Source organism: Paraburkholderia kururiensis (assembly GCF_034424375.1).
GTDB classification, from domain to species: domain Bacteria; phylum Pseudomonadota; class Gammaproteobacteria; order Burkholderiales; family Burkholderiaceae; genus Paraburkholderia; species Paraburkholderia kururiensis_A.
On record NZ_CP139965.1, the window covers coordinates 1,523,347 to 1,546,539 of the forward strand.

The following is a 23,193-nucleotide window of genomic DNA, read 5'->3' on the forward strand; positions in this document are numbered from 1 at the left end:
CCGATCTTCGCAGTCCACAACCAACCATAAAGGAGACATTGCATGAAACGCACTCGACTCGCCGCCGCGCTGACGGCAGCCGCGCTCGCCACGGGCGTGATCGCCGCGGCCCACGCCGCGAACGAAACCATCGTCACGGTCGTGAAGGTGACGGGCATCAACTGGTTCAATCGCATGGACGACGGCGTGAAGCAGTTCGCGAAAGAGAACCCCGGCGTCACCGCCTACCAGACCGGCCCGGGTCGCGCCGATGCGGCCCAGCAGCTCAAGATCATCGAAGACCTGATCGCGAAGAAGGTGAGCGCGATCGCTGTGGTGCCGTACGACCCGCCTACGCTCGAACCCGCGCTCAAGAAGGCGATGGACCGCGGCATCAAGGTCGTCACGCATGAGGCGGACAACGAGAAGAACACGATGGTGGACATCGAAGCGTTCGACAACACCGCGTATGGCGCCGCGCTCAACGAGCGGCTCGCGGCCTGCATGCACAACGAAGGCAAGTGGGCCGTGCTCGTCGGGTCGCTCGGCAGCCGCTCGCAGGTGCAGTGGGCGGACGGCGGCATCGGCAACGCGAAGGCGAAGTATCCGAAGATGGATCTCGTGGAGCCGAAGCTCGAAACCAACAACGACGGCGAGCACGCCTACGAGGTCGCGAAGGAAGTGCTGCGCAAGCATCCGGACCTGAAGGGCTTCCAGGGTTCGTCGTCGCTCGACGTGATCGGCATTGGCCGCGCCGTCGAAGAAGCGGGGCTGCAAGGCAAGATCTGCGTCTACGGTACGGGCCTGCCCACGGAGGCCGGCAAGTTCCTCGAAAGCGGCGCCATCAACGGCATCGCCTTCTGGGACCCGAAGCTCGCCGGGCTCGCCATGAACAAGGTCGCGAAGATGCTGATCGACGGCAAGACGGTGGAGAACGGTGCGGACCTCGGCATTCCGGGCTACACGAAGGTGACGGTCTCGAAGGGGCCGGGCAAGGGCATCATCGTGCGCGGCCAGGGTTGGGTCAGTGTGGACAAGACGAACTACAAGCAATACCCGTTCTGACATGAATGCGCCCACGTCTTCGCCGCACTTTCTCGAGGTGGCCGGCATTCACAAGCGGTTCACCGGCGTGCATGCGCTGCGCGGTGTGAGCCTCGCCTTCCGGCGCGGCGAGATCTATCACCTGCTCGGCGAAAACGGGTGCGGCAAGAGCACCCTGATCAAGATCATTTCCGGCGCGCAGCCGCCCGACGAGGGCGAGCTGATCGTCGAGGGCGTTCGGCACGCGCGACTCACCGCGTTGCAGGCGCTTGCGGCGGGCATCGAAACGGTCTATCAGGATCTCTCGCTCCTGCCCAACATGAGCGTGGCGGAGAACGTGGCGCTCACGTCCGAGCTTGCCGATCACGACGGCAGGCTCGCCCGTACGTTCGACCGCCGCGCGCTCGCGCGCACGGCGGCGCGTGCGCTCGAAGCGGTGGGGCTGCCCGGCGACGCCGCGTTCCAGGCGACGCTCGTCGAGCAGCTGCCGCTTGCCACGCGGCAACTCGTGGCGATTGCGCGCGCCATTGCGAGCGAGGCGAAGTTCGTCATCATGGACGAGCCCACCACCTCGCTCACGCAAAAGGAAGTGGATAACCTGATCGGCGTGCTCGGCCAGTTGCGCGCGCACGGCGTGACGGTGCTGTTCGTGAGCCACAAGCTCGACGAGTGCTATGCGATCGGCGGCGAAGTGATCGTGCTGCGCGACGGTCAGAAGATGGCGCAAGGGCCCATTACGCAGTACACGAAAGCGCAGTTGAGCGAACTGATGACGGGCCGCCACCTCACGAGCGAACGCTATCGCGAAGGCGAGGTGGGCAGCGACCGCGTGCTCGACGTGAAAGGGCTTACGCGCGCGGGCCAGTTCGCAGACGTTTCGTTCTCGCTGCGTGCGGGCGAGATCCTTGGCGTGACGGGGCTGCTCGACTCGGGCCGCAACGAACTCGCGCGGGCATTGGCCGGCGTGGCGCCGGCACAGTCCGGGCAGATCGTGCTGGACGGCAAGTCCATTACGGTGCGCACGCCGTCGGATGCGAAGCAACACCGCATCGGCTACGTGCCCGAAGACCGCCTGAACGAAGGGCTTTTTCTCGACAAGCCGATTCGCGACAACGTGATCACCGCGATGATCTCGAGCCTGCGCGACCGCTTCGGGCAGATCGACCGCGCGCGGGCCGATGCGCTCGCGCGGCAGACCGTGGACGACCTGCAGATCGCGACGCCCGGCATCGACAAACCCGTGCAGTCGCTTTCGGGCGGCAACCAGCAGCGCGTGCTGATCGGCCGGTGGCTCGCCATCGACCCGCGCGTGCTGATCCTGCACGGCCCCACGGTGGGCGTGGACGTGGGCTCGAAGGACATCATCTATCGCATCATGCAGCGGCTCGCGCAGAGCGGCATCGGCATCATCCTGATCAGCGACGACCTGCCGGAGCTGCTGCAGAACTGCGACCGCATCCTGCTCATGAAGAAAGGGCGCGTCGCGAACGAGTACCGTGCCGACCAGCTGACGGAAGCGGACCTGTATCACGCGCTGTTGTCGGAGGCCGCCTGACATGCCACCCAGTGTTCCCTCGCAGATGAACCGCACCATGACCCCACCCGCCGCCGATGACGTCCAGCCCGCCGTGAAGCACGGTTGGCGCGTGGTGCTCGCGCGCCAGCCCGAATGGTTCACGGCGGCGTTGATCGTCGTGATGTGCGGCGTGGTGGGCGCAATCAATCCGCGCTTCTTCCAGTTCGCTACGCTCTTCGACCTGCTGCACTCGGCCACCACGATATCGCTCTTCGCGCTGGGCACGCTCGTGGTACTGGCCTCGGGCGGCATCGACGTGTCGTTCACGGCGATCGCGGCGCTCACCATGTACTCCATCACGAAGGCCGTGTTCGCCTGGTGGCCCGACGCGCCGTTCGTGCTGATTCTCGTGTGCGGCGCCGTGGGCGGCGTGCTGCTCGGGCTCGTGAACGGGCTGCTCGTGCATCGGTTGAAGGCGCCGTCGCTGATCGTCACCATCGGCACGCAGTACCTGTACCGCGGGCTGCTGCTCACGTTCGTGGGCACCACGTTCTTCATGAACATCCCGCACAGCATGGACCACTTCGGACGTATTCCGCTCGTGTTCTATCGCACGGCGGACGGCCTGCGCGCGGTGCTGCCGGTCTCGGTGCTCGCGCTCGTGATGGCCGCGGCGCTCACATGGTGGCTGCTGAACCGCACGATGATGGGCCGCGCCGTCTATGCGATGGGCGGCAGTCTCGCGATTGCGGAGCGCCTCGGCTACAACCTGCGCGCGGTGCATCTGTTCGTGTTCGGCTACACGGGCATGCTGGCCGGTATCGCGGGCATCCTGCACGTGTCGAACAACCGGCTCGCCAATCCGTTCGATCTGGTGGGTTCGGAACTCGACGTGATCGCCGCCGTGATCCTGGGCGGGGCGAGAATCACGGGCGGCACGGGCAGCGTGATGGGCACGCTGCTGGGCGTGGTGCTGGTGACGCTGATCAACAGCGTGCTGATTCTGGTGGGCGTGCCGAGCACGTGGCAGAAAGTGATCATCGGCGCGTTCATTCTGCTGGCCGGCGTGCTGTTCGCGTGGCGGCGGGGGAACTGAAGCGAGGGACGGTTCGCGCACGGTGGGTTGAGCGACCGGCGAGCCGCGACTGCACGCTACCGCTTGACCGGCTGTTGCCCTTTCTCGGTAATCACCGAATCGAACTCGACCAGCTGCGAGAAGCGCACGGCTTTGACCATGCCGAACTTGCTCGAATCCACCACGAGGTGACGTTCCACGGCGCTCGCCATCGCAGCCTGCTTGATGGCCACTTCGTGGAAATTCCAGCAGGTCACGCCGCGCGCCTCGTCCACGCCGCCCGCTGAAATAAACGCCTTGTTGATGCCCATGCGGCGCAGCATCTCGAGACTTTCGTCGCCCGCGAACGAGTCCGACGACGGCACGTACACGCCGCCCAGCAGGATCATGCGCACGTTCGGCTTGCGCCGCAAAATCTCGGCGATGTTGAGCGAGTAGCAGACCACCGTGACCTGGAGGTCCGCGGGAATGAGGCGCGCGAGCGTGGTGAGGGTGGTGCCGCAATCCACGAATACGGTTTCGTTGCTCGCCATGAGCTTCGCCGCATGCGCCGAGGCTTCGGCTTTCGCCTGCGCGAAATGGTCTTTCTCGGCGTCGAGGGAGTAGCCGGGCGTGTTGGGCACGTCGGTGGCGCTCACGATATAGCCGCCCAGATACGTGAAGCGCTCGGGGTTGGCGGCCACGTCGCGCCGCACGGTCATCTCGGACACTTCGAGCAGCGCGGCCGCGTCGCGCAGCCGCATCACGTTCTGTTTCGCCAGCGCCTGGCTGAGTACGCGCAGGCGTTCGTCCTTGAGCATGGGGATCCTTGCGCACCGTGCGCGCGGGCAAAAGAACAGCGCCACGCGGTGCGTTATGTTTCGTTCGAATTCGTGAAAGGATTATAACAAGCGTACGTGCGTGCGGCGCCTGTGGGTTTTCCCTGCGTCGCGCCTTGACGCGGCGATTCTGCCCGCTCATTTCCGGGGATTTCCCTTGTCGCGCCGCATCTACCTGGAAATGGCTTCCGATCGGACATATGCTGACCCCACACGCTGCTGGAACTGACATGACCCCAAGAGGTCATCTGCTATTTCCCCTTTTCAGGAGCCTTCAATGACGCGACCCCTCGACTCCCTGGTGATTTTCATCGCCCGCGTGGCGCTCTCCGTTCTGTTCTTGTGGAGCGGCGCGATGAAGCTTCTGGGGTACGCGGGTTTCGTCGGCTATCTGCACGCGAAGGGCGTGCCGTTCGTGCAGGTAGGCGCGCCGATTGCTGTGGCAGTGGAAGTGCTCGGTGGACTTGCGCTCGTGCTGGGCGTGAGGATTCGCGCACTCGGCCTCGTGATGGCGGTCTACACGATCGTCACCGCGATATTCGGGCACGACTTCTGGAACGTCACCGACGCCGCGTTGCAACGCGACATGGTGATCCACTTCTGGAAGAACGTGGCGATTGCGGGAGGCTTTCTGCTGCTGTTCGTGACAGGCGCGGGGCGCATCAGCGTGGATGGAGCGCGCGCGCCGCGTTTGGGCCTGTCGGGATAAACGAACCGTTCCCGAAGGAGCGCGCATTGATACAGAACTTCGACTACACCATGGGCGGCCAGCTCGTGCAGCTCTGCGCAAGCATCGGCCAGGAGCCTCCGAACCGCGTGATCATCAGCCTTGCCGATTCGGCGAAGACGCTCGTCGTGTTCGATGCGTCGGGCGTGATCGGCACGCTGAAGGCGGAACTGGAAGACCCGGAACAGCTCATTGCCGATGCCATTCGCAAGGCGAAGGACGACGGGCTGATCGAGCGTGCCATCGCGACCGGCGCGATTCAGGAGGCGCGGCTTTGAGGGGCCGCTTCAGGGGCCGCTTGAGGGACCGCTTCAAGGACCGCTTCAGGTAGCGCCGGAACAGACGTCAGGAGTTGCTCAGCTCGCTGTGGCTTGCCGCGCCGCCCGTGCACGGTTCCACGCCGTGGCTCGCCTCGGGTCGCGGATGCACGACGCAGGCCAGTGCCGCGCCGATCATCAGCAGCACAACCGAGACCGCCGTTTCCACGTGCAGTCCGCTCACGATGTGGGCGGCCTCAGAACCGCCTGCAAGCGCGCCGAACGCGGCAACGCCCGCCGCACCGCCCGCCTGGCGCGCCGTGTTGAGCACCGCAGAGGCGGTGCCGGCGCGCGCGGGCTCCACGGACGCGAGCACCGCGGTGGTCATGGCGGGTACGGCGAGGCCCATGCCGGACGGAATCAGCAGGAACGGCACGAGCACCGCGGCGAGCGGCGTGGCGCCGTCCACGAAATGCAGCAGACCGTAGCCGAGCGACGCGATCATCGCGCCGAGAATCATCGGCACACGCGAGCCGTAATGCGCCACTACCCAGCCGCTCGCGATGTTCGAGAGCAGGAAGCCTCCGGTCAGCGGCAGAAACGCGAGGCCGGCCTGCAAGGCCGTGTCGCCGCGTACGCGCTGCAGATACAGGCCCAGCACGAACACCGTGCCGTAGTAGGTGAGGTTGACGCACACGCCGAACAGCACGGCCGCGCTGAAGGTGCGGTTGCGAAACAGCGCGATCGGCAGCATGGGCGCCGCGGCGCGTGCCTCCACGCGGACGAACGCGAGCGCGGCCACCACCGCCAGCACGAAACCGCCCGCCACGGCGGGATGCGCGAAGCCCAGCGGGCGCCACTCGATGACGGCGCCCGTGAACGCCGTCAATGCGACGACGGCGAGCAACTGGCCGCGCAGATCGACCCCACGGGCAACAGTGGCCGCCGCGGGGTTCGATGCAAGCATCTGACGGGCTGTCGGCTGCTTGGGTAACGGCGCGGATAACGGCCTGGATAACGGCGCGGGCAACGGCTTAGGCAGCCAGGCGAACGTCGCGACCAGCCCCGCCGCGCAAATCGGCAGATTGACGAGGAAGATGCTGCGCCAGTCGAAGGCGGCGATCAGCATGCCGCCCACCACCGGGCCTGCCGCAATCGAGATGGAGCCCGCCGCCGTCCACAGCCCGACGGCGCGTGCGCGCAGTGTGCGCTCGTGGCCGCACGCGTGGTTGAGGAGCGCCAGCGAGTTGGGCAGCATGGCCGCCGCGCCGGCGCCTTGCAGCGCCCGCGCCGCCACGAGCGTCGCGGCGTTGGTGGCGAGCCCGCAGGCGAGCGAGGCAAGCGCGAAGATCGCAATGCCCGCGGCGTACAGGCGCCGCGCGCCGAAGCGGTCGCCCAGCACGCCGGCCGAGAGCATCAGCACGGCGAAGACGAGCGTGTAGGCGTCGACCACCCATTGCAGACCGGCGACGTCGGCGTGCAAATCGGTGCCGAGCCGCGCGAGCGCGATGTTCACGATGGTCACGTCGAGCTGCGTGACGACGAAGCCGACGCTCACGGTCGCGACAATGCGCGCGAGCGTGGGCGTGAATGGAGGGCGGGGCGCGCGGGGATGAGGTGTCGTGTTCATGACCCCATCGTAGGCGGTACGGCCGGCGCGATGTTTCGCGCCGGCCTGAAGTGTCGATGCGGGACGGGCGCTGCCGGCTCAAAGCGCCTCGTCCTGGGGCCGTGCCTCAACCGGGGCGGCTCAACGCGCGGTGTGCGCGTCCTTGATGAAGAGCGCCGTGACGGCGCCCACCACGCAGAGCGCGGCCACATAGAAGGCTGGCGCCATCGGCTCCGACTTCATCAGCAGCGACACCACGATGGGCGTGAGTCCGCCGAACACCGCGTAGGCGACGTTGTACGAAAACGAGATGCCCGAGAAGCGCACCACCGGCGGGAAGGCCTTCACCATCACGAACGGCACCGCGCCGATCGTGCCGACGAAGAAGCCCGTCACCGCGTAGAGCGGCACGAGCATCGACGGGTCGGTGCCGATCTGATGGAACATCGCGTAGTACAGCGCCGCGAGCGCGAGGCCGCCCACGATCAGCGTCGGGCGCGCGCCGATGCGGCCCGCCATCGCGCCGCTCACGATGCAGCCCGCCGTCAGGCACAGCGTGGCGACGCTGTTGGCGAACAGCGACGTCGCGGCATCCACGTGAAACTGCTTCTGGAGCAGCGTGGGCGTCATCAGGATCACGACGACGATGGCGGCCGACAGCATCCACGTGAGCAGCATCGAGACGATCACAGCCCGCCCGTGGTCGCGCAGCACGGCCTTCAGCGGGATTTCGGCGGCGAGCGTCTTGCGGGCTTTCATCTCCGCGAACACCGGCGTTTCGTGCAGCCAGCGGCGCAGCCACACCGAAAAGAGGCCGAACACACCGCCCAGCAGAAACGGCAGGCGCCATGCGTAGGCCGAGATTTCGGCCGGCACGAAATGGCGGTTCACCGCGGCCGCGACAAGCGAGCCCAGCAGAATGCCCGCCGTCAGGCCCGACGTGAGCGTGCCGCACGCATAGCCGATGTGCCGCGACGGCACGTGCTCCGAGACGAACACCCACGCGCCCGGCACCTCGCCGCCCACGGCCGCGCCTTGCAGCACGCGAAAGAGGAGCAGCAGCACGGGCGCCAATACGCCGATCGTGGCGTAGGTGGGCAGCAGGCCCATCATGAGCGTGGGCAGGGACATCAACAGCACGGAGAGCGTGAACATGCGCTTGCGGCCCAGCAGGTCGCCGAAGTGCGCCATGACGATGCCGCCCAGCGGCCGCGCCAGATAACCGGCCGCGAAGATGCCGAAGGTCTGCAACTGGCGCAGCCAGTCGGGAATGGCGGGCGGAAAGAACAACTGCCCGATGGCGGGCGCGAAGAACACGAAGATGATGAAGTCGTAGAACTCGAGCGCGCCGCCCAGAGCGGCGAGGCCGAGCGTCTTGTAGTCGGCGCGCGTGAGTGCGCGGGCAGGGGCGGGCGTGGCGACGCCCAGGTCGGTTGCTTGCATGGCCGAATAATCGTTGGAATGAAAGGTCACGCGTTGCGCGTGGCGTGTAGCGGTGCTCGGGCGGGTTGAAGCCCGAAAGGCGCGGGGTGGGCACGAGGCGGCGCGCTCTGGGCGCCCGGGTAGGGCGGCAGGGCGAAGGCCAACGCGCGATTTTACAGGATGTAAGCGGGTGCTTCGGAGGGCGGGCGTGGGTGCAAGGCGGCGGGGCAAAGAACGACGCCCCGCCGTGGGCTTTGATGAAAAGCATTGTTGCGGGGCGCCGCAGCCCGCTTGAAGCGGCGCCGGGGGGCGCTGCGGCGCCTATGCCGGCGCTCCCCCGGCGCGTCCATCAGATCTGCGGCAACGGCGGACGCGTTTCGATGGCGCGGCGGATCAGCGTCTCCACGGCCTCACGCTCCGCGCCCGCGAGCGGCAGGCGCGGCGGCCGCACGGGCTCGGTGCCGAGGCCCACGATGGCTTCCGCGAGCTTGATGTTCTGCACGAGCTTGGCCGACACGTCGAGTGCGAGCAGCGGCGCGAACCAGCGGTACAGCGTGCGCGCCTCCTCGAGACGCCCCGCGCGGATCAGCCGGTAGATTGCCACCGTCTCGTGCGGAAATGCGCACACCAGACCCGCCACCCAGCCGTGGGCGCCCATCAGTATCGCTTCCATGGCGAGGTTGTCGACGCCGCACAGAATCGCGTAACGGTCGCCCACCACGTTGATGAGATCCGTGACGCGTCGCACGTCGCCGCACGATTCCTTGATGGCGACGATCTTCGCTTCGTCCGCGATCTCGGCGAACATTTCCGGCGTCATGTCCACGCCGTAGGCAAGCGGGTTGTTGTAGACCATGAGCGGCAGCGGGCTCGCGTCCGCGACCATGCGGAAGTGGTGGAGCGTTTCGCGCCGGTCCGAGAGATAGCGCAGGCCCGGCAGCACCATGTAGCCCGCGGCGCCGCGCTTCGCGCCCGCTTCGGCCTGGCGGCAGCCGTCCAGCGTGCTGTTTTCCGCGATGGTGAGCAGCACCGGCACGCGGCCATGCGAGGCATCCACGGCGATGTCGAGCACTTCGAGCTTCTCGTCGAGCGAGAGCGTGGACGCTTCGCCCAGCGACCCGCACACGATGATGCCGTCCACGCCTGCATCGATTTGCGCCTCGATGTTCTTCTTCGTCCAGGCGCGGTCTATGCTGAAATCCGCGTTGAACTTGGTGGTGACTGCGGGCATGACGCCTTGCCAGATATGTGCCACGACGGCTCTCCTCATGTGATCGATGGGTTGCAGTGTAAGCAGCAGCGCGATGGGCGTCTTGCGTCATTCGCGCATCGCGCATGACGATTTCCGCACAGCCTGTGCAAACACGAAGGGCACGCTGTGCGCACGGGCGCATTGTGCAGAAATCGTCACGCCGCACGCGCAACGCCACCAAGACGCGCGGCGGGCGCGTTCCTACCATCAGGGCATGAAAACGCTCGACATCATCGATTCCCATACCGGAGGCGAGCCCACGCGGCTCGTCGTGTCCGGCGGTCCCGACGTGGTTTCCTCAGGACCAGGCCCGCTCGCCCAGCGGCTCGACACCTTTCGCACGCAGTTCGACCACTGGCGCGCCGGCATCGTCAACGAGCCGCGCGGCTCGGACGTCGTGGTGGGGGCGCTGCTGTGCGAGCCGCACGACCCGCAATGCTCGGCCGGCGTGATCTTCTTCAACAACGTGGGCTATCTCGGCATGTGCGGACACGGCACGATCGGGCTCGTCGTGTCGCTCGCGCACATGGGGCGCATCGGGCCGGGGCGGCATCGCATCGAAACGCCGGTCGGCGTGGTGGACGCAACGTTGAACGAGAACGGCAGCGTGTCGGTGCGCAACGTGCCGGCGTATCGCTACCGGCGCGACGTCGCGGTGGACGTGCCTGGCTACGGCCGCTTCACGGGCGACATCGGCTGGGGCGGTAACTGGTTCTTTCTCGTCGCGCACCCCGGGCGCACGCTGGAAGCGCGGCATATCGCCGAACTCACGGCGTTTTCGTCAGCCATGCGCGACGCGCTCGACGCCCAGCAGATCACGGGCGCGGATGGCGCGTTCATCGACCACATCGAACTGTTCGGGCCGGGCTCGCGCGCGGGCATCGACAGCCGCAGCTTCGTGCTGTGTCCCGGCAACGCGTACGACCGCTCGCCGTGCGGCACGGGCACGAGCGCGAAAGTGGCGTGCCTCGCCGCGGACGGCAAGCTCGCGCCGGGCGCCGTGTGGCGGCAGGAGAGCATCATCGGCAGCGTGTTCGAAGCGAGCTGGGTGCCGGGCGAGCCCAACGGCGAGGGCACGCCCACGGTCGTACCGACCATCACGGGCGAGGCGTGGGTGACGGCGGAGTCGCGTCTGCGCTTCGACGAGCGCGACCCGTTCGTGTGGGGCATTCGCACGGCATGACGAGGGACCACGTAGCCGATGTGATCGTGGTGGGCGCGGGCATTGTCGGCGCCGCGTGTGCCGCCGCGCTGGCGGCGCGCGGCCTGCACGTGGCCGTACTCGAAGCGAATGGCGTGGGCGGCGGCGCGACGGCGGCGGGCATGGGCCATATCGTCGTGATGAACGACTCGCCCGCGGAGCTGGCGCTGTCCCGCTATTCGCGCGAACTGTGGCTCGAATTCGCGCCCCGGTTGCGCGAGCGCGATGCGTTCTCCCGCTGCGGCACGCTCTGGGTCGCAAGCGACGACGAAGAACTCGACGCGGCCCGCGCCATGCAGACGGCGTTCGCGGCACAGAACGTGGCGGCGCAACTGCTGGACGCAAACGCGCTGTACGCCTGCGAGCCGGCGCTCGCGCCAGGCATGGCGGGCGGGCTGCGTGTTGGGCACGACAGCATCGTCTATGCGCCTGCGGCGGCCGAGTGGCTGCTGCGACATTCGCCGGCAGCCGCGAACATCCGTTTGCATACGGGCGCCGAGGTGATCGCTCTGGAGCCGTCGCGCGTAGTGTTGCGCACGGGAGAGACGTTGGGCGCGGCGCACGTGGTCGTCGCGAATGGCCTCGCCGCGCAACGTCTCGTGCCCTGGCTGCCGCTGCAGCCGAAGAAGGGCCACCTGCTCATCACCGACCGCTACCCCGGCGTGGTCCGACATCAGCTGCTCGAACTGGGCTACATCAAGAGCGCGCATCACGCGCAGGGCACGTCCGTGGCGTTCAACGTGCAGCCGCGGCCGACAGGGCAACTGTTGATCGGCTCGTCGCGCCAGTTCGATACCACGGACCCCGCCGTCGATATGCCCGTGCTCGCGCAGATGCTCAAGCGCGCGTCGCGTTATCTGCCGTCGCTGCCGGGCTTGAACGCGATTCGCGCATGGACGGGCTTTCGCGCCGCCTCGCCCGACGGCTTGCCGCTGATCGGCCCGGCCGGGCGCGACCTGCGCGGCGTGTGGCTTGCGGTGGGCCACGAGGGACTGGGCGTGACCACGTCGCTCGCTACGGCAAACCTGCTGGCGGCCCAGATACTCGACGAGCCGCCACCCATTGCCGCCCACCCGTACCTGCCCGCGCGTTTTGCGCAAGGAGTCGAGCATGCGTGACGCCCAGCACGCGAGCCACACGCCAGTGCAGGAAGTGCGCGTGACGGTGGACGGCCACACGGTGGCGGTGCCGCTGGGCGCCACGGTTGCCGCCGCACTGGCAATTGCCGCGACGGTAGGCGCCGCACGAGGCGCGCGCGTGTCCGTTCGCGGCGAGCCACGCACGATGTTTTGCGGCATGGGCGTGTGCCAGGAGTGCCGCGTGACCATCGACGGCCGCGCGCATCGGCTTGCCTGCCAGACGCTGTGTTGCGACGGCCAACGGATCGAGACGACGAGGACGGAATGAGCGAACGCTACGACGTGGTGGTCGTCGGCGCGGGGCCGGCAGGCTTGAGTGCGGCGCGCGCGGCGGCGGGGCAAGGCGCGCGCGTGGCGATCGTCGACGACAATCCGCGCGCGGGCGGCCAGGTCTGGCGCCAGGGACCGTGGCATCCGGCTCAGCAGCCTTTGCGTGTGTTGATGGACGATCTCGCGCCGGGGGGGCGTGTCACGTGGTGGCAGTCGTCGCGCGTGGTCGCGCCGCTCGCGGGAAGGGAACTGCTGATCGAGTCTGAACAGCACGGCGGCGTGCGTATCTCGTACGACCGCCTGATTCTTGCCACCGGCGCGCGCGAACGTCTGCTGCCGTTTTCGGGCTGGACGCTGCCGGGCGTCACGGGCGCGGGCGGCTTGCAGGCGCTGATCAAGGGCGGCGTGCCGGTGCGTGGCGAGCGCCTCGTGATCGCCGGAAGCGGGCCGCTGCTGCTCGCTGCGCTCGCCACGGCGCGCGATGCAGGCGCCGACGTGCTGGCCGTGGTCGAACAGGCGAGCGCGTGGGCGGTCGCGCATTTTGCGCTGAGGTTGATGCGCACGCCGTCGAAGCTCGCGCAGGCGACCACGCTCACGCGCGGTTTCGTTGGCCTGCGGTACTGGACCGGCAGTGTGGTGCATGCGGCGAGGGGAGCGGGACGCGTCGAACAGGTCACGATTCGTCGCGGCGCGCGCGAGGTCACGCTCGCGTGCGATCGCGTCGCGTGCGGCTATGGACTGGAGCCGAACGTGCTGCTGGGCGAATCGCTGGGATGCACGGTCGCGGCCCACAGGACGAGCCTGGTGCTCGTCGTGGATGACCTGCAGCAGACTTCTGTTGCGAACGTGTTTGCGGCCGGCGAATGCACGGGGGTGGGCGGCATGGAACTCGCCCGGGTGGAAGGGGAGATCGCGGGACTGGCGGCCGTGGACGCCGCGCCCGCTGCCCGCGCCCGCTTTGCCGACCGCGCGCGATGGCGGCGCTTCGCGGCGAACGTCGATGCGGCCTTCGCGCTGGGCGAAGCGGCGCGCGCCTTGCCGCCCGACGACACCTTGCTGTGCCGCTGCGAGGACGTGACCGTCGGCGCCGTGCGCGCCCATGCGAACTGGCGCGACGCCAAGCTTCAGACACGCTGCGGCATGGGCGCCTGTCAGGGCCGCATCTGCGCGACGGCGGCGCGCACTTATTTCGGCTGGGGCACAGAAGCGGGCGCAGGCACGGGTAGGGCCGCCCCCCGTCCGCCGCTGCAACCCACGCAGATCGCCACCTTGATCGAGGCCGCCGATTCCTGAGCACGGGCCTCTCCCGATTTTTTTGCGCCGGTGCCGCGCCCTATAATCGAGCGCACGTTCTCACCCGCTCCGGGCGCGCGGAATTCCGACATGACCATGCTGGCCGACATCATCCATCCGGCGCTGCAAGCGGCAGCCGGTATGACGCCGAACGCGGTTCCCGGCGCAGCGGGGTCCGCGGATGCGTCGGCCTTTGCCGACGCCACGCTCACGGCCATGCTCACGCATTTCACGTTGCTCGAGCCGGTGTTCGACGCGATGCCCGAAGTCGTGTTCTTCGTGAAAGACGTGCAGGCGCGCTACGTGCTGGTGAACCGAACGCTCGCTTCGCGCTGCGGCTACAAGGACAAGGAAGCACTGCTCGGCAAGACCGCCGAGGATGTGTTTCCGCGCCGCTTCGGCCGCGTCTACACCGCGCAGGACCGGACCATCGTGAGCATCGGCAATACGCTCATCGACCAGTTGGAACTGCATCTGTATCCGGGGCGGCAGCCGGGCTGGTGCCTCACCTGCAAGGCGCCGCTGCGCGACCCTTCGACGGGTACCGTGGTGGGACTGGCCGGCATTTCGCGCGACCTCAGGGCGGACGAGAGCAGTCATCCTGCCTACAGCAAGCTCGCCACCGTCGTGCAGTACATCCAGGAAAACTATGTGCAGCCGCTGAACCTGAGGCAGCTGGCGGAAATGGCGGATATGTCGGTGGCGCAGCTGGAGCGCTATTTCCACAAGGTCTTCCACCTGACACCGCGCCAGGTGCTGCTGAAGACGCGTCTGGATGCGGCCACGGCGCTGCTCGTCTCGCACGACAAGGTCACCGACGTCGCGGCGCTATGCGGCTACACCGACCACAGCGCATTCACGCGGCAATTCAAGGCCACCGTGGGCGTGACGCCCACCGAGTACCGCGCGCTCTTGCACGGCACGGCCGCGGCTGCTCCGAAGGCGTGACCGGGCGGCCGTCGTTGTTGAACAGCGTGCATGGTTGCGGCCGACCGCGGTTGCTGATCTGCTGATCGTCCCGCCATGCCAGCAAGCGGAAAAGCGCGTACCGGGGCTCGACCGAAAGCCCACCGTTACTACGTCTACGTGGTCGAACTCGCCGACACCGTCTGGAACGAGGCGCGCTTTCGCCGCGCGAATCCCGACTACCGGTTCGCGAAGCCCTGCGTTTATGTGGGAATGACCGGGCTCGATCCCGATCTGCGTTTTGACCGCCACAAGGCGGGTATCCAGTCGAACCGCTTCGTGCGCGATTACGGCTTGCGGCTGATGCCGGAACTGTATGAAGTGTTCAATCCATTGCCGTACGACGGTGCGCGCGACATGGAAGTGGAACTGGGAATCGGCTTGCGCGAAGCCGGGTACGCGGTGTGGCAGGCGTGACTGCCTGCTTTATCGAGGCGCGGATTACCGCGAAGGACGGTCGAGGCCCAGGCCGCGCAGAATGGCGTTGCCCTCAGGCGTGAGGCGAATGTGCGGCGTGCCGGCCTCGGACTGCACCTGCTCGACGAGGCCGGCTTCCTGCAGCAGCGGAATCTCGGGCTTCGCCGACGCGTCGATAGGCGCGTGCAGCAACAGCAGCAACGTGGCGATTTCGTGATGACTGAGCAGGCGGCGCAAAATCGTGCGCTTCGCCGGGGCCGCAGGCTGCGGCGCGCTCGTCAAAGTCGTGTCTTGCCTGTCCATCGGTCCACCTTCCGGGTTGCTTCGCGGTTGTTCGGTCGAGTTTCGACGGATCATGCGCAGGAAGTCTTAAACGATTCTTAAGAATCGGCCCGCGAGTGCAACCGCCGCTGCCATAGTCGTAACAACGCGTTACGCCCGCGCTCTGGCCGCTTCTTCACGGCGCGCAGGTCTTGCTCGCGCTCTCGATCCACAGATTCTTGATGTGTCGCTTGCCGGCGTAGAACCGGTAAGTCGTGGCGCCGTTGTCGCTGCGCACCTTGACGACGTTCGAGTCGCCGAAGTCCAGCATCGCGCCTTGCGGCAGCGCGGTGGTTTTCACGCTGCTGTCATGCTTCGAAGCCTCCACGGTCATACATTGCACGACGCTGTCGACGGAACGCTGCGTGGTGGTGTCGATGACCGGTTCGCCCGCATCGGGATTGCTCTGGAAGGACGCGCACGCGGCGAGCAGCATCGGGGCGCAGAGGGTGGCGGCGAGTTTGTTCATGTGTCTCCTGGCGTTGACGAACGTTGGCTTGCGTGGGTTTGCGCAGCCTGAAACGATCCGGCCGATTATATCGGTCGCGATTAAAGCAGTTTTTGCAAGCGGTATGCCCGGCGCTGGAAAAACAAAAAAGGCGCGCCGCCCGCGGGCAGCGCGCCTTCCGTGTGCGCGTCCAGGCCAGGCCGTCGCGGTTAGAACGCCACCGCGATACCGGCCATGCCGACGAACTGCGAGCGCGTGGACGACGGCGTCGAGTTCTGCGAGTCGCCCACCACAGGCGCCGCGTCCACGATGCTGCCTGCACCCTTCGAGCCGAGCGTCTGGCCCGTGGCGTGCTGGTACGCCTGCACGGCGTAGAGCGTGGTGCGCTTCGAGAGGTGGTAGGCCTCCTTCAGTGAGTACTGCTGGTAGCGCGCGGCGCTCGAAATGCCGTTCGCCTTCGACGCCATCGTGTACGAGAACGCCGCGGCCATGTCGAATGCCGGCGTGAAGCGGTACGAGGCGATCGCGCCGTAGGAGTTGAACACCGCCGTGTCGGTGAAGAGCGAGCGGCTGCCCGGCAGGTAGCGCACGTTCGAGTAGTTCACGCCGACCATCAGGTTGCCGATCGTGTAGTCGCCGGCGGCGGCGATGTGCTGGACCGAGTGCGCCGTCACGTAGCCCTGGTTCACGGCGGAGACCGCGAAGCTCGCCGTGGACGACGAGTCGAACGCCGGGTTCGTGGTGGAAACCGGGTTCACGTAGGCGTTGTCCATACGCAGGTAGCCGGCCGCGAGGGCGATCGGGCCGTTGGCGTAACGCAGCGCGCCGCTGATCGTCTGGCCCTTGCCGGTGCTGCCCGCCACACCGCCCAGCGCGTACATCGCGCTCGCCTGCACGCCGTACCACAGCGGCGACGTATAGATGAACGAGTTGTTGACGCGGATGGTGGTGTCGAGGCCGTCGTAGTCGCCCGGGTGGGCGCCCGTTGCGCCCGTGAGCCAGTTGCTCGATGCGAGCGGACCGACGAACTGGTAGTACGGCGTGTACTGGCGGCCCATCGTGAAGGTGCCGTAGTCCTTGTTCTGCAGACCCACGAACGCCTGGCGGTTGAACAGCAGGCCCGACGACGATGCCGCGCCCGTATTCAGGTCGAAGCCCGCCTGGAGGTCAAAGATCGCGCTGGTGCCGCCGCCCAGGTCTTCCACGCCCTTGAGGCCGAACTTCGAGGCGTAGAGGTTGCCCTGGCGCAGGTACCAGTTCGAGTGGCCTTTCTGGTTGCTGACGTAGGTGATCGCGTCGTCGGCCACGCCGTAGAGCGTGACGCTGCTTTGCGCGAGCACGGGGCCGGCGGCGAGCGCGAAGCCGGCGCCCAGCAATGCATTACGGAAGGTATCGCGAGAAGTCATCTTTTATCTCCAGCCTTGGCTTTGTTATGCACGCCGGACGGGCGTGCTGTCTCATCGTTTATAAGAGGAAAACGATTACCTGTTGCGGCACAAAACGTGCCTTAAATACTGCGGCAGCTACGGTATAACGATTTACTTTCTCTGTATAGCCGCGTGTGCCCTGATTCCCGAGGGTCGCCATGGTTCAGCGGGCCGCATGGCGGCGCTGCTGCGCCTGGGCCGCAAGGCGAACCGCGGCGTTGGCCGCGCCGTAGCCGTCGTAGCCGCCGCGGCGCTCCACGATTTCCAGCGAGAAACGCTGGTCCAGCAGTTCCGTATAGGCGTGGAAGAACTCGCCGCCCTGCGCGTCGCGGTCGTACAGGATGTTGTTTTCGTACAACGCGTCGATGGTCTGATCGGGCAGCGCGTAGCGGGCGGCGAGGTCGTCGTAGTAGTTGCGCGGAATCTTGAGCAGCGGCAGGCCCCGTGCGACGAAGTGCGGGATGGCGCGGAAGATGTCCGCCGTGTGAAAGGCCACGTGGTTCAGGCCCGAGCCGCGATAGGTATGCAGCGCCTCGGCCACGGCGGTGTGGCGATCCACGGATGCGTTGAGCGCCACGCGCACCGAGCCGTCGCGGCTGCGCAGCGCCCGGCTGCGCACGAGGCCGTACGGATCCGGCACGAGCTGGCCCGGCTCGGGTTCGAAGCCGAACGCCGTGCGCAGAAACAACACCCACGTATCGAGCGAAGCGGCCGGCAGCGAAAGGCACACGTGATCGATGCCCGCGATGGGGCCGCGCGCTGCCTCGTTCGCCGAGCGGTCGGCGAGCACGAAGTCCGCTTCGAACAGCGTGGGTTCGTCGGGCGTTTCGTCCACGAAATAGTTGAGGCTGCCGTCGGGCGCCTGCACGGCGGGCAACACGCGCTCGTTCGGGCCGACTCGTCCGGAGAACGGCGCGTAGCCGAAGCCCGCTGCACGTTGGAAGGCGAGCCTGGCGTCGTTCACACGGAACGCCGAGGCGCACAGCGACAGGCCGTGCTGCTGGAAGAACGCGCTCGCGAACGAGTCAGCTTCGGCGTTGAGCACGATGGACGCATCGCCGTGCTGGAACAGTTCGACGTCTTTCGAACGATGCCGGCCGGTCTGGCGGAAACCCAGCTTGCCGAGCCAGTCGGCCAGATGTGCGCGGGCCGTGTCGTCCACGGCGAATTCGAGGAACTGGAAGCCGACGTGCGCCGGCGCGGCGGGCGGCTCGAAGAGTGCGACGGCAGCGTCGCCGCCGGCGTGTCGCGCTTCACCGCCCGCCTGTGCGGCCTTCATCGCGCCGCGCGTCTGCTCTTCGAGCAACAGCAGCGACCGATAGCCGTCCGCGGCCGTGGTGGCGGTGGGCGCCGCGCGAAAACCGTCGTTGAAAATTTCGAGCGACAGCGGCCCCGTGTAGCCGGCCTCCACCACGCGCGCGGTAAAGCCCGCCAGATCGAAGTCGCCCTGGCCCGGGAAGCAGCGGTAATGGCGGCTCCATTCGAGCACGTCCATGGCGAGCTTCGGCGCGTCCGCAATCTGCACGAACGCGATGCGCTCGCCGGGGATCGCAGCGATCTCGTCCACGCTGTCGCCGATGGCGAGCGTATGAAAGCTGTCGAGCACGAGCCCGAGGTTCGGATGATTCACCGCATCCACGAGCCGCCACGCGTGGCGATACGAATTCACGTGCCGGCCCCACGCCAGCGCCTCGTAGCCCGCATACACGCCGGCCTGCTGCGCGGCGAGCGCGAGCGCGCCGAGCTGGTCGGCAATGAGCGCATCGTCGCGAATCGTGTCCGGCGAAGCGCTGCTGCACACGAGGATGCGGTTCGTGCCCAGCTCGTGCATCAGATCGAACTTGCGCTTCGCGCGTTCGAGGTTGCGCGCAAGCCGCTCGCCGCTCACGCCCTCGAAGTCGCGAAACGGCTGGAACAGCGTGATCTCGAGCCCGAGGTCGGCGGCGATGCGACGCACGTCGGCGGGCGAGCCGTCGAAGTAGAGCAGATCGTTCTCGAAGATTTCGATGCCGTCGAAGCCGGCCGCCTGAATGGCGGTCAGTTTTTCGATGAGCGTGCCGCTCATGGAGACGGTGGCAATCGAACGCTGCATGCAAGGCTCCTGCGGGCACACGGAGAGGGACGAAAAGTTGGGACGAAATGGATGCAGACGGTCTGAGATCCGCACCTGCTCCAGCGGCACCGTGCGATGAGCGCACGCACCGTTGCGCCGCACCATCGAACGTTCCATTTGTATCTGTCTGGTACACCATTGCTGCGCGGAAAAGGCTATTGCAATGGATTCGAGGCGGAGTTTATCCAAACTAACTAGATCGTACAAATTATCGAAAACCCCCAAAGACACCTGCGGCATTCCGGCGCACACTGCGCGTCAGGCTGGAGAAGCGTGTGCATCGCCGCCGCGCTTTCCGGCGCCTTCCTGACATAGAGGGGTCTTGATGAGTTTTGCGTCGGTACTGGTCCTCAACGGGCCGAACCTGAATCTGCTCGGCACGCGCGAGCCGCATATCTATGGAGCGGAAACGCTCGAGGACGTCGCGCGCCGCTGCCGCGAAGCGGGCGAGCGCCTGGGTCTTGCCGTGGACTTTCGCCAGTCGAACGCCGAGCATCAACTGATCGACTGGCTGCACGAAACGCGCTCGGCCGTGCAGGGCATCGTGATCAACCCGGCCGCGTACACGCACACGTCGGTGGCCATTGCGGATGCGCTCTCGGCAGTCGCGAAGCCCGTGATCGAAGTGCACATCTCGAACGTGCATCGCCGCGAGGCGTTCCGGCACCACTCGTTCGTTTCGGCCGGCGCCGAAGCCGTGATCTGCGGATGCGGAACCGACGGCTACGTTTTCGCGCTGGAGCGCATGGCCACCATTTTGAAGAACAAAGGCAAGCAATGAGCACGTCGTCGTTTCTGATCGGCCTGATTGGCGCGGGTATCGGAGGGTCGCTGAGTCCGGCCATGCATGAAGAGGAAGGGCGGCAGCTCGGTCTCAATTACGTGTACCGCCGCATCGACCTCGACGTGCTCAAGCTCGACGCGTCGGCGCTGCCCGAACTGCTCGCGAGCGCGGAGCGTCTCGGCTACAACGGCCTGAACGTCACGTTTCCCTGCAAGCAGGCCATCATTCCGCTGCTGCACGAACTTTCCGACGATGCCCGCGCGCTCGGCGCCGTGAACACCGTGCTGCTGAAGGACGGCAAGCGCATCGGCCACAACACCGACTGGTCCGGCTTCGCGCGCGCGTTCCGGCGCGGTTTGCCGGACGTGTCGCTCGAACGCGTGGTGCAGCTCGGTGCGGGCGGCGCGGGCGCCGCCGTAGCGCATGCCGCGCTGATGATGGGCGCACGCACGCTGACGCTCTTCGACGTCGACAAGGAACGCGCCAGCGCGCTCGCCGCCGACCTGCAGGCGCGCTTTCCGCAGGCCACCGTCACGGCCGGCGGCGTGCTGGGCGACGCGCTCGCGCAGGCGAACGGTCTGATCCACGCCACGCCCACCGGCATGGCGAAGCTGCCTGGCCTGCCGCTGCCGGCGCATCTGCTGCACAGCGGGCTGTGGGTGACCGACATCGTCTACTTCCCGATTCGCACGGCGCTCATCGAGGCCGCCGAGGCGGCCGGCTGCCGCACGCTCTCGGGCGGCGGCATGGCGGTGTATCAGGCGGTCGACGCGTTCGGCCTCTTCACGGGCCGCGAGCCCGACGCCGAGCGGATGTACCGGCACTTCCAGTCGCTGCTGAACCGCTGAGGACGCCGCCGTCTTTCACGCTCAGCAGCGCCCACCGGTACGCACCCACGCTCACTACAACAACATCGTTCGAATACACCAGGAGACAACCATGTCCGGATCGACCCAAACTGGCGATGAGCCTCTGATGCCCGCCGCCCGCACGTCCGTCGGCACCATGCGGCGTTCGAAAGCACGCTATCGCATTCTGGCGCTGCTCGCCTTCGGCACGATGATCAACTACCTCGACCGCACGGTGCTCGGCATCGCCGCGCCGCAGCTTACGAAGGAGCTGGGTATCGGCGCTGCGCTGATGGGGCTGATCTTCTCGGCGTTCTCGTGGAGCTACGTCGCGGCGCAGATTCCGGGCGGCCTCTTTCTGGACCGCTTCGGCAGCCGCGTCACGTATTACCTTTCGATGACGCTGTGGTCGGTGTTCACGCTGCTGCAGGGCTTCGTGGGCGGTGTGGGCGCGTTGTTCGCGTGCCGGCTGGGACTGGGCGTGACGGAAGCGCCGTGCTTTCCGACCAACAGCCGCGTGGTCGCGACGTGGTTCCCGCAGCGCGAGCGCGCCATGGCGACGGGCACGTACACGGTGGGCGAGTACATCGGCCTCGCGTTCTTCAGTCCGTTCCTGTTCGCATTGATGGGCGCCTTCGGCTGGCGTTCGCTGTTCTACGTGGTGGGCGGCGTGGGCATCGTGTTCGGCGGCATCTGGTGGCTGTTCTATCGCGAGCCGCGCGAGCATCCGGCGGCCAACCAGGCGGAACTCGATTACATCGAAGCGGGCGGCGGTCTCACGCATCGCAAGCCGGCCGATGCCGCGGCACAGAATGCGCGCGCTGCAAGCGAAGGCAAGAAGGGCGGCTTCGAGTGGCGCACCATCGGACGCCTGCTCAAGCACCGGCAGCTCACGGGCATTTGTCTCGGCCAGTTTGCGGGCAACTCCACGCTCGTGTTCTTCCTCACGTGGTTCCCGACCTACCTCGCCACCGAACGTCACATGGGGTGGCTCAAGATCGGCTTCTTCGCGATCATGCCGTTCATTGCAGCGTCCGTCGGCGTGATGTTCGGCGGCACGTTGTCGGACTGGCTGCTGCGTCGGGGCAAGTCGGCGAACGTGGCGCGCAAGCTGCCGATCATTGCCGGCCTGCTGCTCGCGTCCACCATCGTGCTGGCCAACTACGTCCAGAGCAACGTGACGGTGATCGTGATTCTCTCGGTGGCGTTCTTCGCGCAGGGGATGGCGGCGCTCGGCTGGACGCTCGTGTCCGACATCGCGCCGGACGGCCTGCTCGGCGTGACGGGCGGCATCTTCAACTTTGCCGCGAACCTCGCCGGCATCATCACGCCGCTCGCGGTGGGCTTCATCGTGTCGGCCACGGGGTCGTTCGTCGGCGCGCTCGCGTTCATCGGCGTGATCGCGTTGATCGGCGCGCTGTCTTATATCTTCGTGGTGGGGGACATCAAGCGCATCGTGCTCGACTGAATTCGAACGGACGCGCGGTAAAGAGCAGGGGCCCGAACGGGCCCCTGTTTATTTGTGGTCAGGCTTCCTTGCGCACGAACCGCAGCACGGCATCGGCGATCATCTCGCGATGCCGCGCGCGTAGCCGTGGATGCGACGGATCGCGACCGAACGCGCTGCCGAACGTATAGCGGTTCGCCACGCGGTGAAAGCAGAGCGAACTGATGAGCAGATGCAGGTCGATGGCGTCGATGTCGGGACGGAACTGGCCCGCCGCCACGCCGCGCGCAAGCAGGTCTTCGATGGTACGAATGACGCTCGCGTTGCGGCTCTTGAACGACTTCAACTGTTCGATGTATTTCGCGCCGTGAATGTTTTCGATGGACACGAGCCGCACGAAGTCGCGGTGCCGGTCGTGATAGTCGAAGGTGAATTCCACGAGCTTGCGCAGCCCTTCGGTGGGATCCAGTTCGCTGATGGGCAGGTCCTGCTCCAGCGTGCGGATGTCGCCGTACACCTTTTCCAGCACCGCCTCGTACAACCCTTCCTTGCTGCCGAAGTAGTAGTAGAGCATGCGCTTGGTGGTGTTCGTGCGCTCCGCAATGGCGTCCACGCGAGCGCCGGAGAGGCCCATCGACGAAAACTCCTGGGTGGCGACCTCGAGGATGTTGCGCTTCGTCTGTTCAGGATCGTACTTGCGGCGGGCTTCGGACGGCGTGCCGTCGGTTTCGGGCGCGGCGACCCTGCTTGCCTTTTTCATTGTGCGTTTCACGGGCATGGACGGGGCATTCTAGCATGGTGAAAAACGCCGTCCGGCAAG

Annotated in this window: 23 protein-coding genes; 14 read left to right on the forward strand and 9 right to left on the reverse strand. The window is 66.8% G+C overall.

Annotated features, from left to right (window positions below; all coding sequences use genetic code 11):
* Nucleotides 1-42: 42 nt before the first annotated feature.
* The 3 genes from U0042_RS06875 to U0042_RS06885 are packed head-to-tail and all read left to right on the forward strand — an operon-like array spanning nucleotide 43 to nucleotide 3,635.
* Entirely contained in the window at nucleotides 43-1,044 is a 1,002-nt protein-coding gene (locus U0042_RS06875; protein WP_114811931.1) for an autoinducer 2 ABC transporter substrate-binding protein, read from the forward strand.
* Nucleotide 1,045: 1 nt separating this feature from the next.
* Complete coding sequence (locus tag U0042_RS06880; protein WP_114811933.1) at nucleotides 1,046-2,578, forward strand: sugar ABC transporter ATP-binding protein; 1,533 nt, start codon at nucleotides 1,046-1,048, stop codon at nucleotides 2,576-2,578.
* A 37-nt stretch (nucleotides 2,579-2,615) separates the two neighbouring features.
* Complete coding sequence (locus U0042_RS06885; protein WP_419150498.1) at nucleotides 2,616-3,635, forward strand: ABC transporter permease; 1,020 nt, start codon at nucleotides 2,616-2,618, stop codon at nucleotides 3,633-3,635.
* A gap of 56 nt (nucleotides 3,636-3,691) precedes the next feature.
* On the opposite strand, the gene U0042_RS06890 is transcribed toward U0042_RS06885, so the two are convergent.
* A complete protein-coding gene (locus U0042_RS06890) occupies nucleotides 3,692-4,414 on the reverse strand; it encodes a DeoR/GlpR family DNA-binding transcription regulator (protein WP_114811937.1) in 723 nt (240 codons plus the stop codon).
* Nucleotides 4,415-4,709: 295 nt separating this feature from the next.
* Between U0042_RS06890 and U0042_RS06895 the strand changes: the two genes are divergently transcribed.
* A complete protein-coding gene (locus U0042_RS06895; RefSeq protein ID WP_114811940.1) occupies nucleotides 4,710-5,141 on the forward strand; it encodes a DoxX family protein in 432 nt (143 codons plus the stop codon).
* A gap of 26 nt (nucleotides 5,142-5,167) precedes the next feature.
* On the forward strand, nucleotides 5,168-5,437 hold the full coding sequence (locus tag U0042_RS06900; protein WP_114811942.1) for a hypothetical protein: 270 nt from the start codon (nucleotides 5,168-5,170) through the stop codon (nucleotides 5,435-5,437).
* Nucleotides 5,438-5,504: 67 nt separating this feature from the next.
* Here U0042_RS06900 and U0042_RS06905 read toward each other — a convergent pair whose 3' ends face one another.
* The 3 genes from U0042_RS06905 to U0042_RS06915 form a co-directional block, all read right to left on the reverse strand.
* Complete coding sequence (locus U0042_RS06905) at nucleotides 5,505-7,046, reverse strand: MFS transporter (RefSeq protein ID WP_114811944.1); 1,542 nt, start codon at nucleotides 7,044-7,046, stop codon at nucleotides 5,505-5,507.
* Between the two features lie 120 nt (nucleotides 7,047-7,166).
* Complete coding sequence (locus U0042_RS06910; protein ID WP_114812023.1) at nucleotides 7,167-8,468, reverse strand: MFS transporter; 1,302 nt, start codon at nucleotides 8,466-8,468, stop codon at nucleotides 7,167-7,169.
* Between the two features lie 328 nt (nucleotides 8,469-8,796).
* On the reverse strand, nucleotides 8,797-9,702 hold the full coding sequence (locus U0042_RS06915; protein WP_114811946.1) for a dihydrodipicolinate synthase family protein: 906 nt from the start codon (nucleotides 9,700-9,702) through the stop codon (nucleotides 8,797-8,799).
* 211 nt (nucleotides 9,703-9,913) lie between these two features.
* Here U0042_RS06915 and U0042_RS06920 point away from each other — a divergent pair, with 211 nt between their 5' ends.
* The 6 genes from U0042_RS06920 (at nucleotide 9,914) to U0042_RS06945 (ending at nucleotide 14,985) form a co-directional block, all read left to right on the forward strand.
* Entirely contained in the window at nucleotides 9,914-10,882 is a 969-nt protein-coding gene (locus U0042_RS06920) for a 4-hydroxyproline epimerase (protein WP_114812025.1), read from the forward strand.
* A complete protein-coding gene (locus U0042_RS06925) occupies nucleotides 10,879-12,018 on the forward strand; it encodes an NAD(P)/FAD-dependent oxidoreductase (RefSeq protein ID WP_114811948.1) in 1,140 nt (379 codons plus the stop codon). Before U0042_RS06920 ends, U0042_RS06925 begins: the two co-directional genes overlap by 4 nt.
* Entirely contained in the window at nucleotides 12,011-12,307 is a 297-nt protein-coding gene (locus U0042_RS06930) for a 2Fe-2S iron-sulfur cluster-binding protein (protein ID WP_114811949.1), read from the forward strand. The genes U0042_RS06925 and U0042_RS06930 overlap by 8 nt, the downstream gene beginning before the upstream one ends.
* Nucleotides 12,304-13,602, forward strand: coding sequence for an NAD(P)/FAD-dependent oxidoreductase (locus U0042_RS06935; protein ID WP_114811951.1), 1,299 nt, complete (start codon nucleotides 12,304-12,306; stop codon nucleotides 13,600-13,602). The genes U0042_RS06930 and U0042_RS06935 overlap by 4 nt, the downstream gene beginning before the upstream one ends.
* A 141-nt stretch (nucleotides 13,603-13,743) precedes the next feature.
* Entirely contained in the window at nucleotides 13,744-14,550 is an 807-nt protein-coding gene (locus U0042_RS06940; RefSeq protein ID WP_114812027.1) for an AraC family transcriptional regulator, read from the forward strand.
* Between the two features lie 75 nt (nucleotides 14,551-14,625).
* Nucleotides 14,626-14,985 (forward strand): hypothetical protein, encoded by a 360-nt coding sequence (locus U0042_RS06945; RefSeq protein ID WP_114811953.1) that lies wholly within the window; start codon nucleotides 14,626-14,628, stop codon nucleotides 14,983-14,985.
* Nucleotides 14,986-15,009: 24 nt separating this feature from the next.
* Here U0042_RS06945 and U0042_RS06950 read toward each other — a convergent pair whose 3' ends face one another.
* The 4 genes from U0042_RS06950 to U0042_RS06965 all read right to left on the reverse strand — a co-directional run bounded on the left by U0042_RS06950 (nucleotide 15,010) and on the right by U0042_RS06965 (nucleotide 19,273).
* Nucleotides 15,010-15,288: a hypothetical protein gene (locus tag U0042_RS06950; protein WP_114811955.1), complete on the reverse strand. Its 279-nt coding sequence runs from the start codon at nucleotides 15,286-15,288 to the stop codon at nucleotides 15,010-15,012.
* A 154-nt stretch (nucleotides 15,289-15,442) separates the two neighbouring features.
* Nucleotides 15,443-15,775, reverse strand: coding sequence for a hypothetical protein (locus tag U0042_RS06955; protein ID WP_114811957.1), 333 nt, complete (start codon nucleotides 15,773-15,775; stop codon nucleotides 15,443-15,445).
* Between the two features lie 188 nt (nucleotides 15,776-15,963).
* Entirely contained in the window at nucleotides 15,964-17,160 is a 1,197-nt protein-coding gene (locus tag U0042_RS06960; RefSeq protein WP_232833437.1) for a porin, read from the reverse strand.
* A gap of 184 nt (nucleotides 17,161-17,344) precedes the next feature.
* Nucleotides 17,345-19,273, reverse strand: a complete 1,929-nt coding sequence (locus tag U0042_RS06965; protein ID WP_114812029.1) for a bifunctional sugar phosphate isomerase/epimerase/4-hydroxyphenylpyruvate dioxygenase family protein — start codon at nucleotides 19,271-19,273, stop codon at nucleotides 17,345-17,347.
* Between the two features lie 346 nt (nucleotides 19,274-19,619).
* Here U0042_RS06965 and aroQ point away from each other — a divergent pair, with 346 nt between their 5' ends.
* From aroQ to U0042_RS06980, 3 genes are all read left to right on the forward strand, one after another.
* Nucleotides 19,620-20,075, forward strand: coding sequence for a type II 3-dehydroquinate dehydratase (gene aroQ, locus U0042_RS06970; protein ID WP_114811961.1), 456 nt, complete (start codon nucleotides 19,620-19,622; stop codon nucleotides 20,073-20,075).
* Entirely contained in the window at nucleotides 20,072-20,926 is an 855-nt protein-coding gene (locus tag U0042_RS06975; RefSeq protein ID WP_114811963.1) for a shikimate dehydrogenase, read from the forward strand. Before aroQ ends, U0042_RS06975 begins: the two co-directional genes overlap by 4 nt.
* Before the next feature lie 127 nt (nucleotides 20,927-21,053).
* On the forward strand, nucleotides 21,054-22,394 hold the full coding sequence (locus U0042_RS06980) for an MFS transporter (RefSeq protein WP_114811964.1): 1,341 nt from the start codon (nucleotides 21,054-21,056) through the stop codon (nucleotides 22,392-22,394).
* A gap of 58 nt (nucleotides 22,395-22,452) precedes the next feature.
* Here the strand turns inward: U0042_RS06980 and U0042_RS06985 are convergent, their stop codons facing one another.
* Nucleotides 22,453-23,133: a TetR/AcrR family transcriptional regulator gene (locus tag U0042_RS06985; protein ID WP_114811966.1), complete on the reverse strand. Its 681-nt coding sequence runs from the start codon at nucleotides 23,131-23,133 to the stop codon at nucleotides 22,453-22,455.
* Between the last annotated feature and the right edge of the window lie 60 nt (nucleotides 23,134-23,193).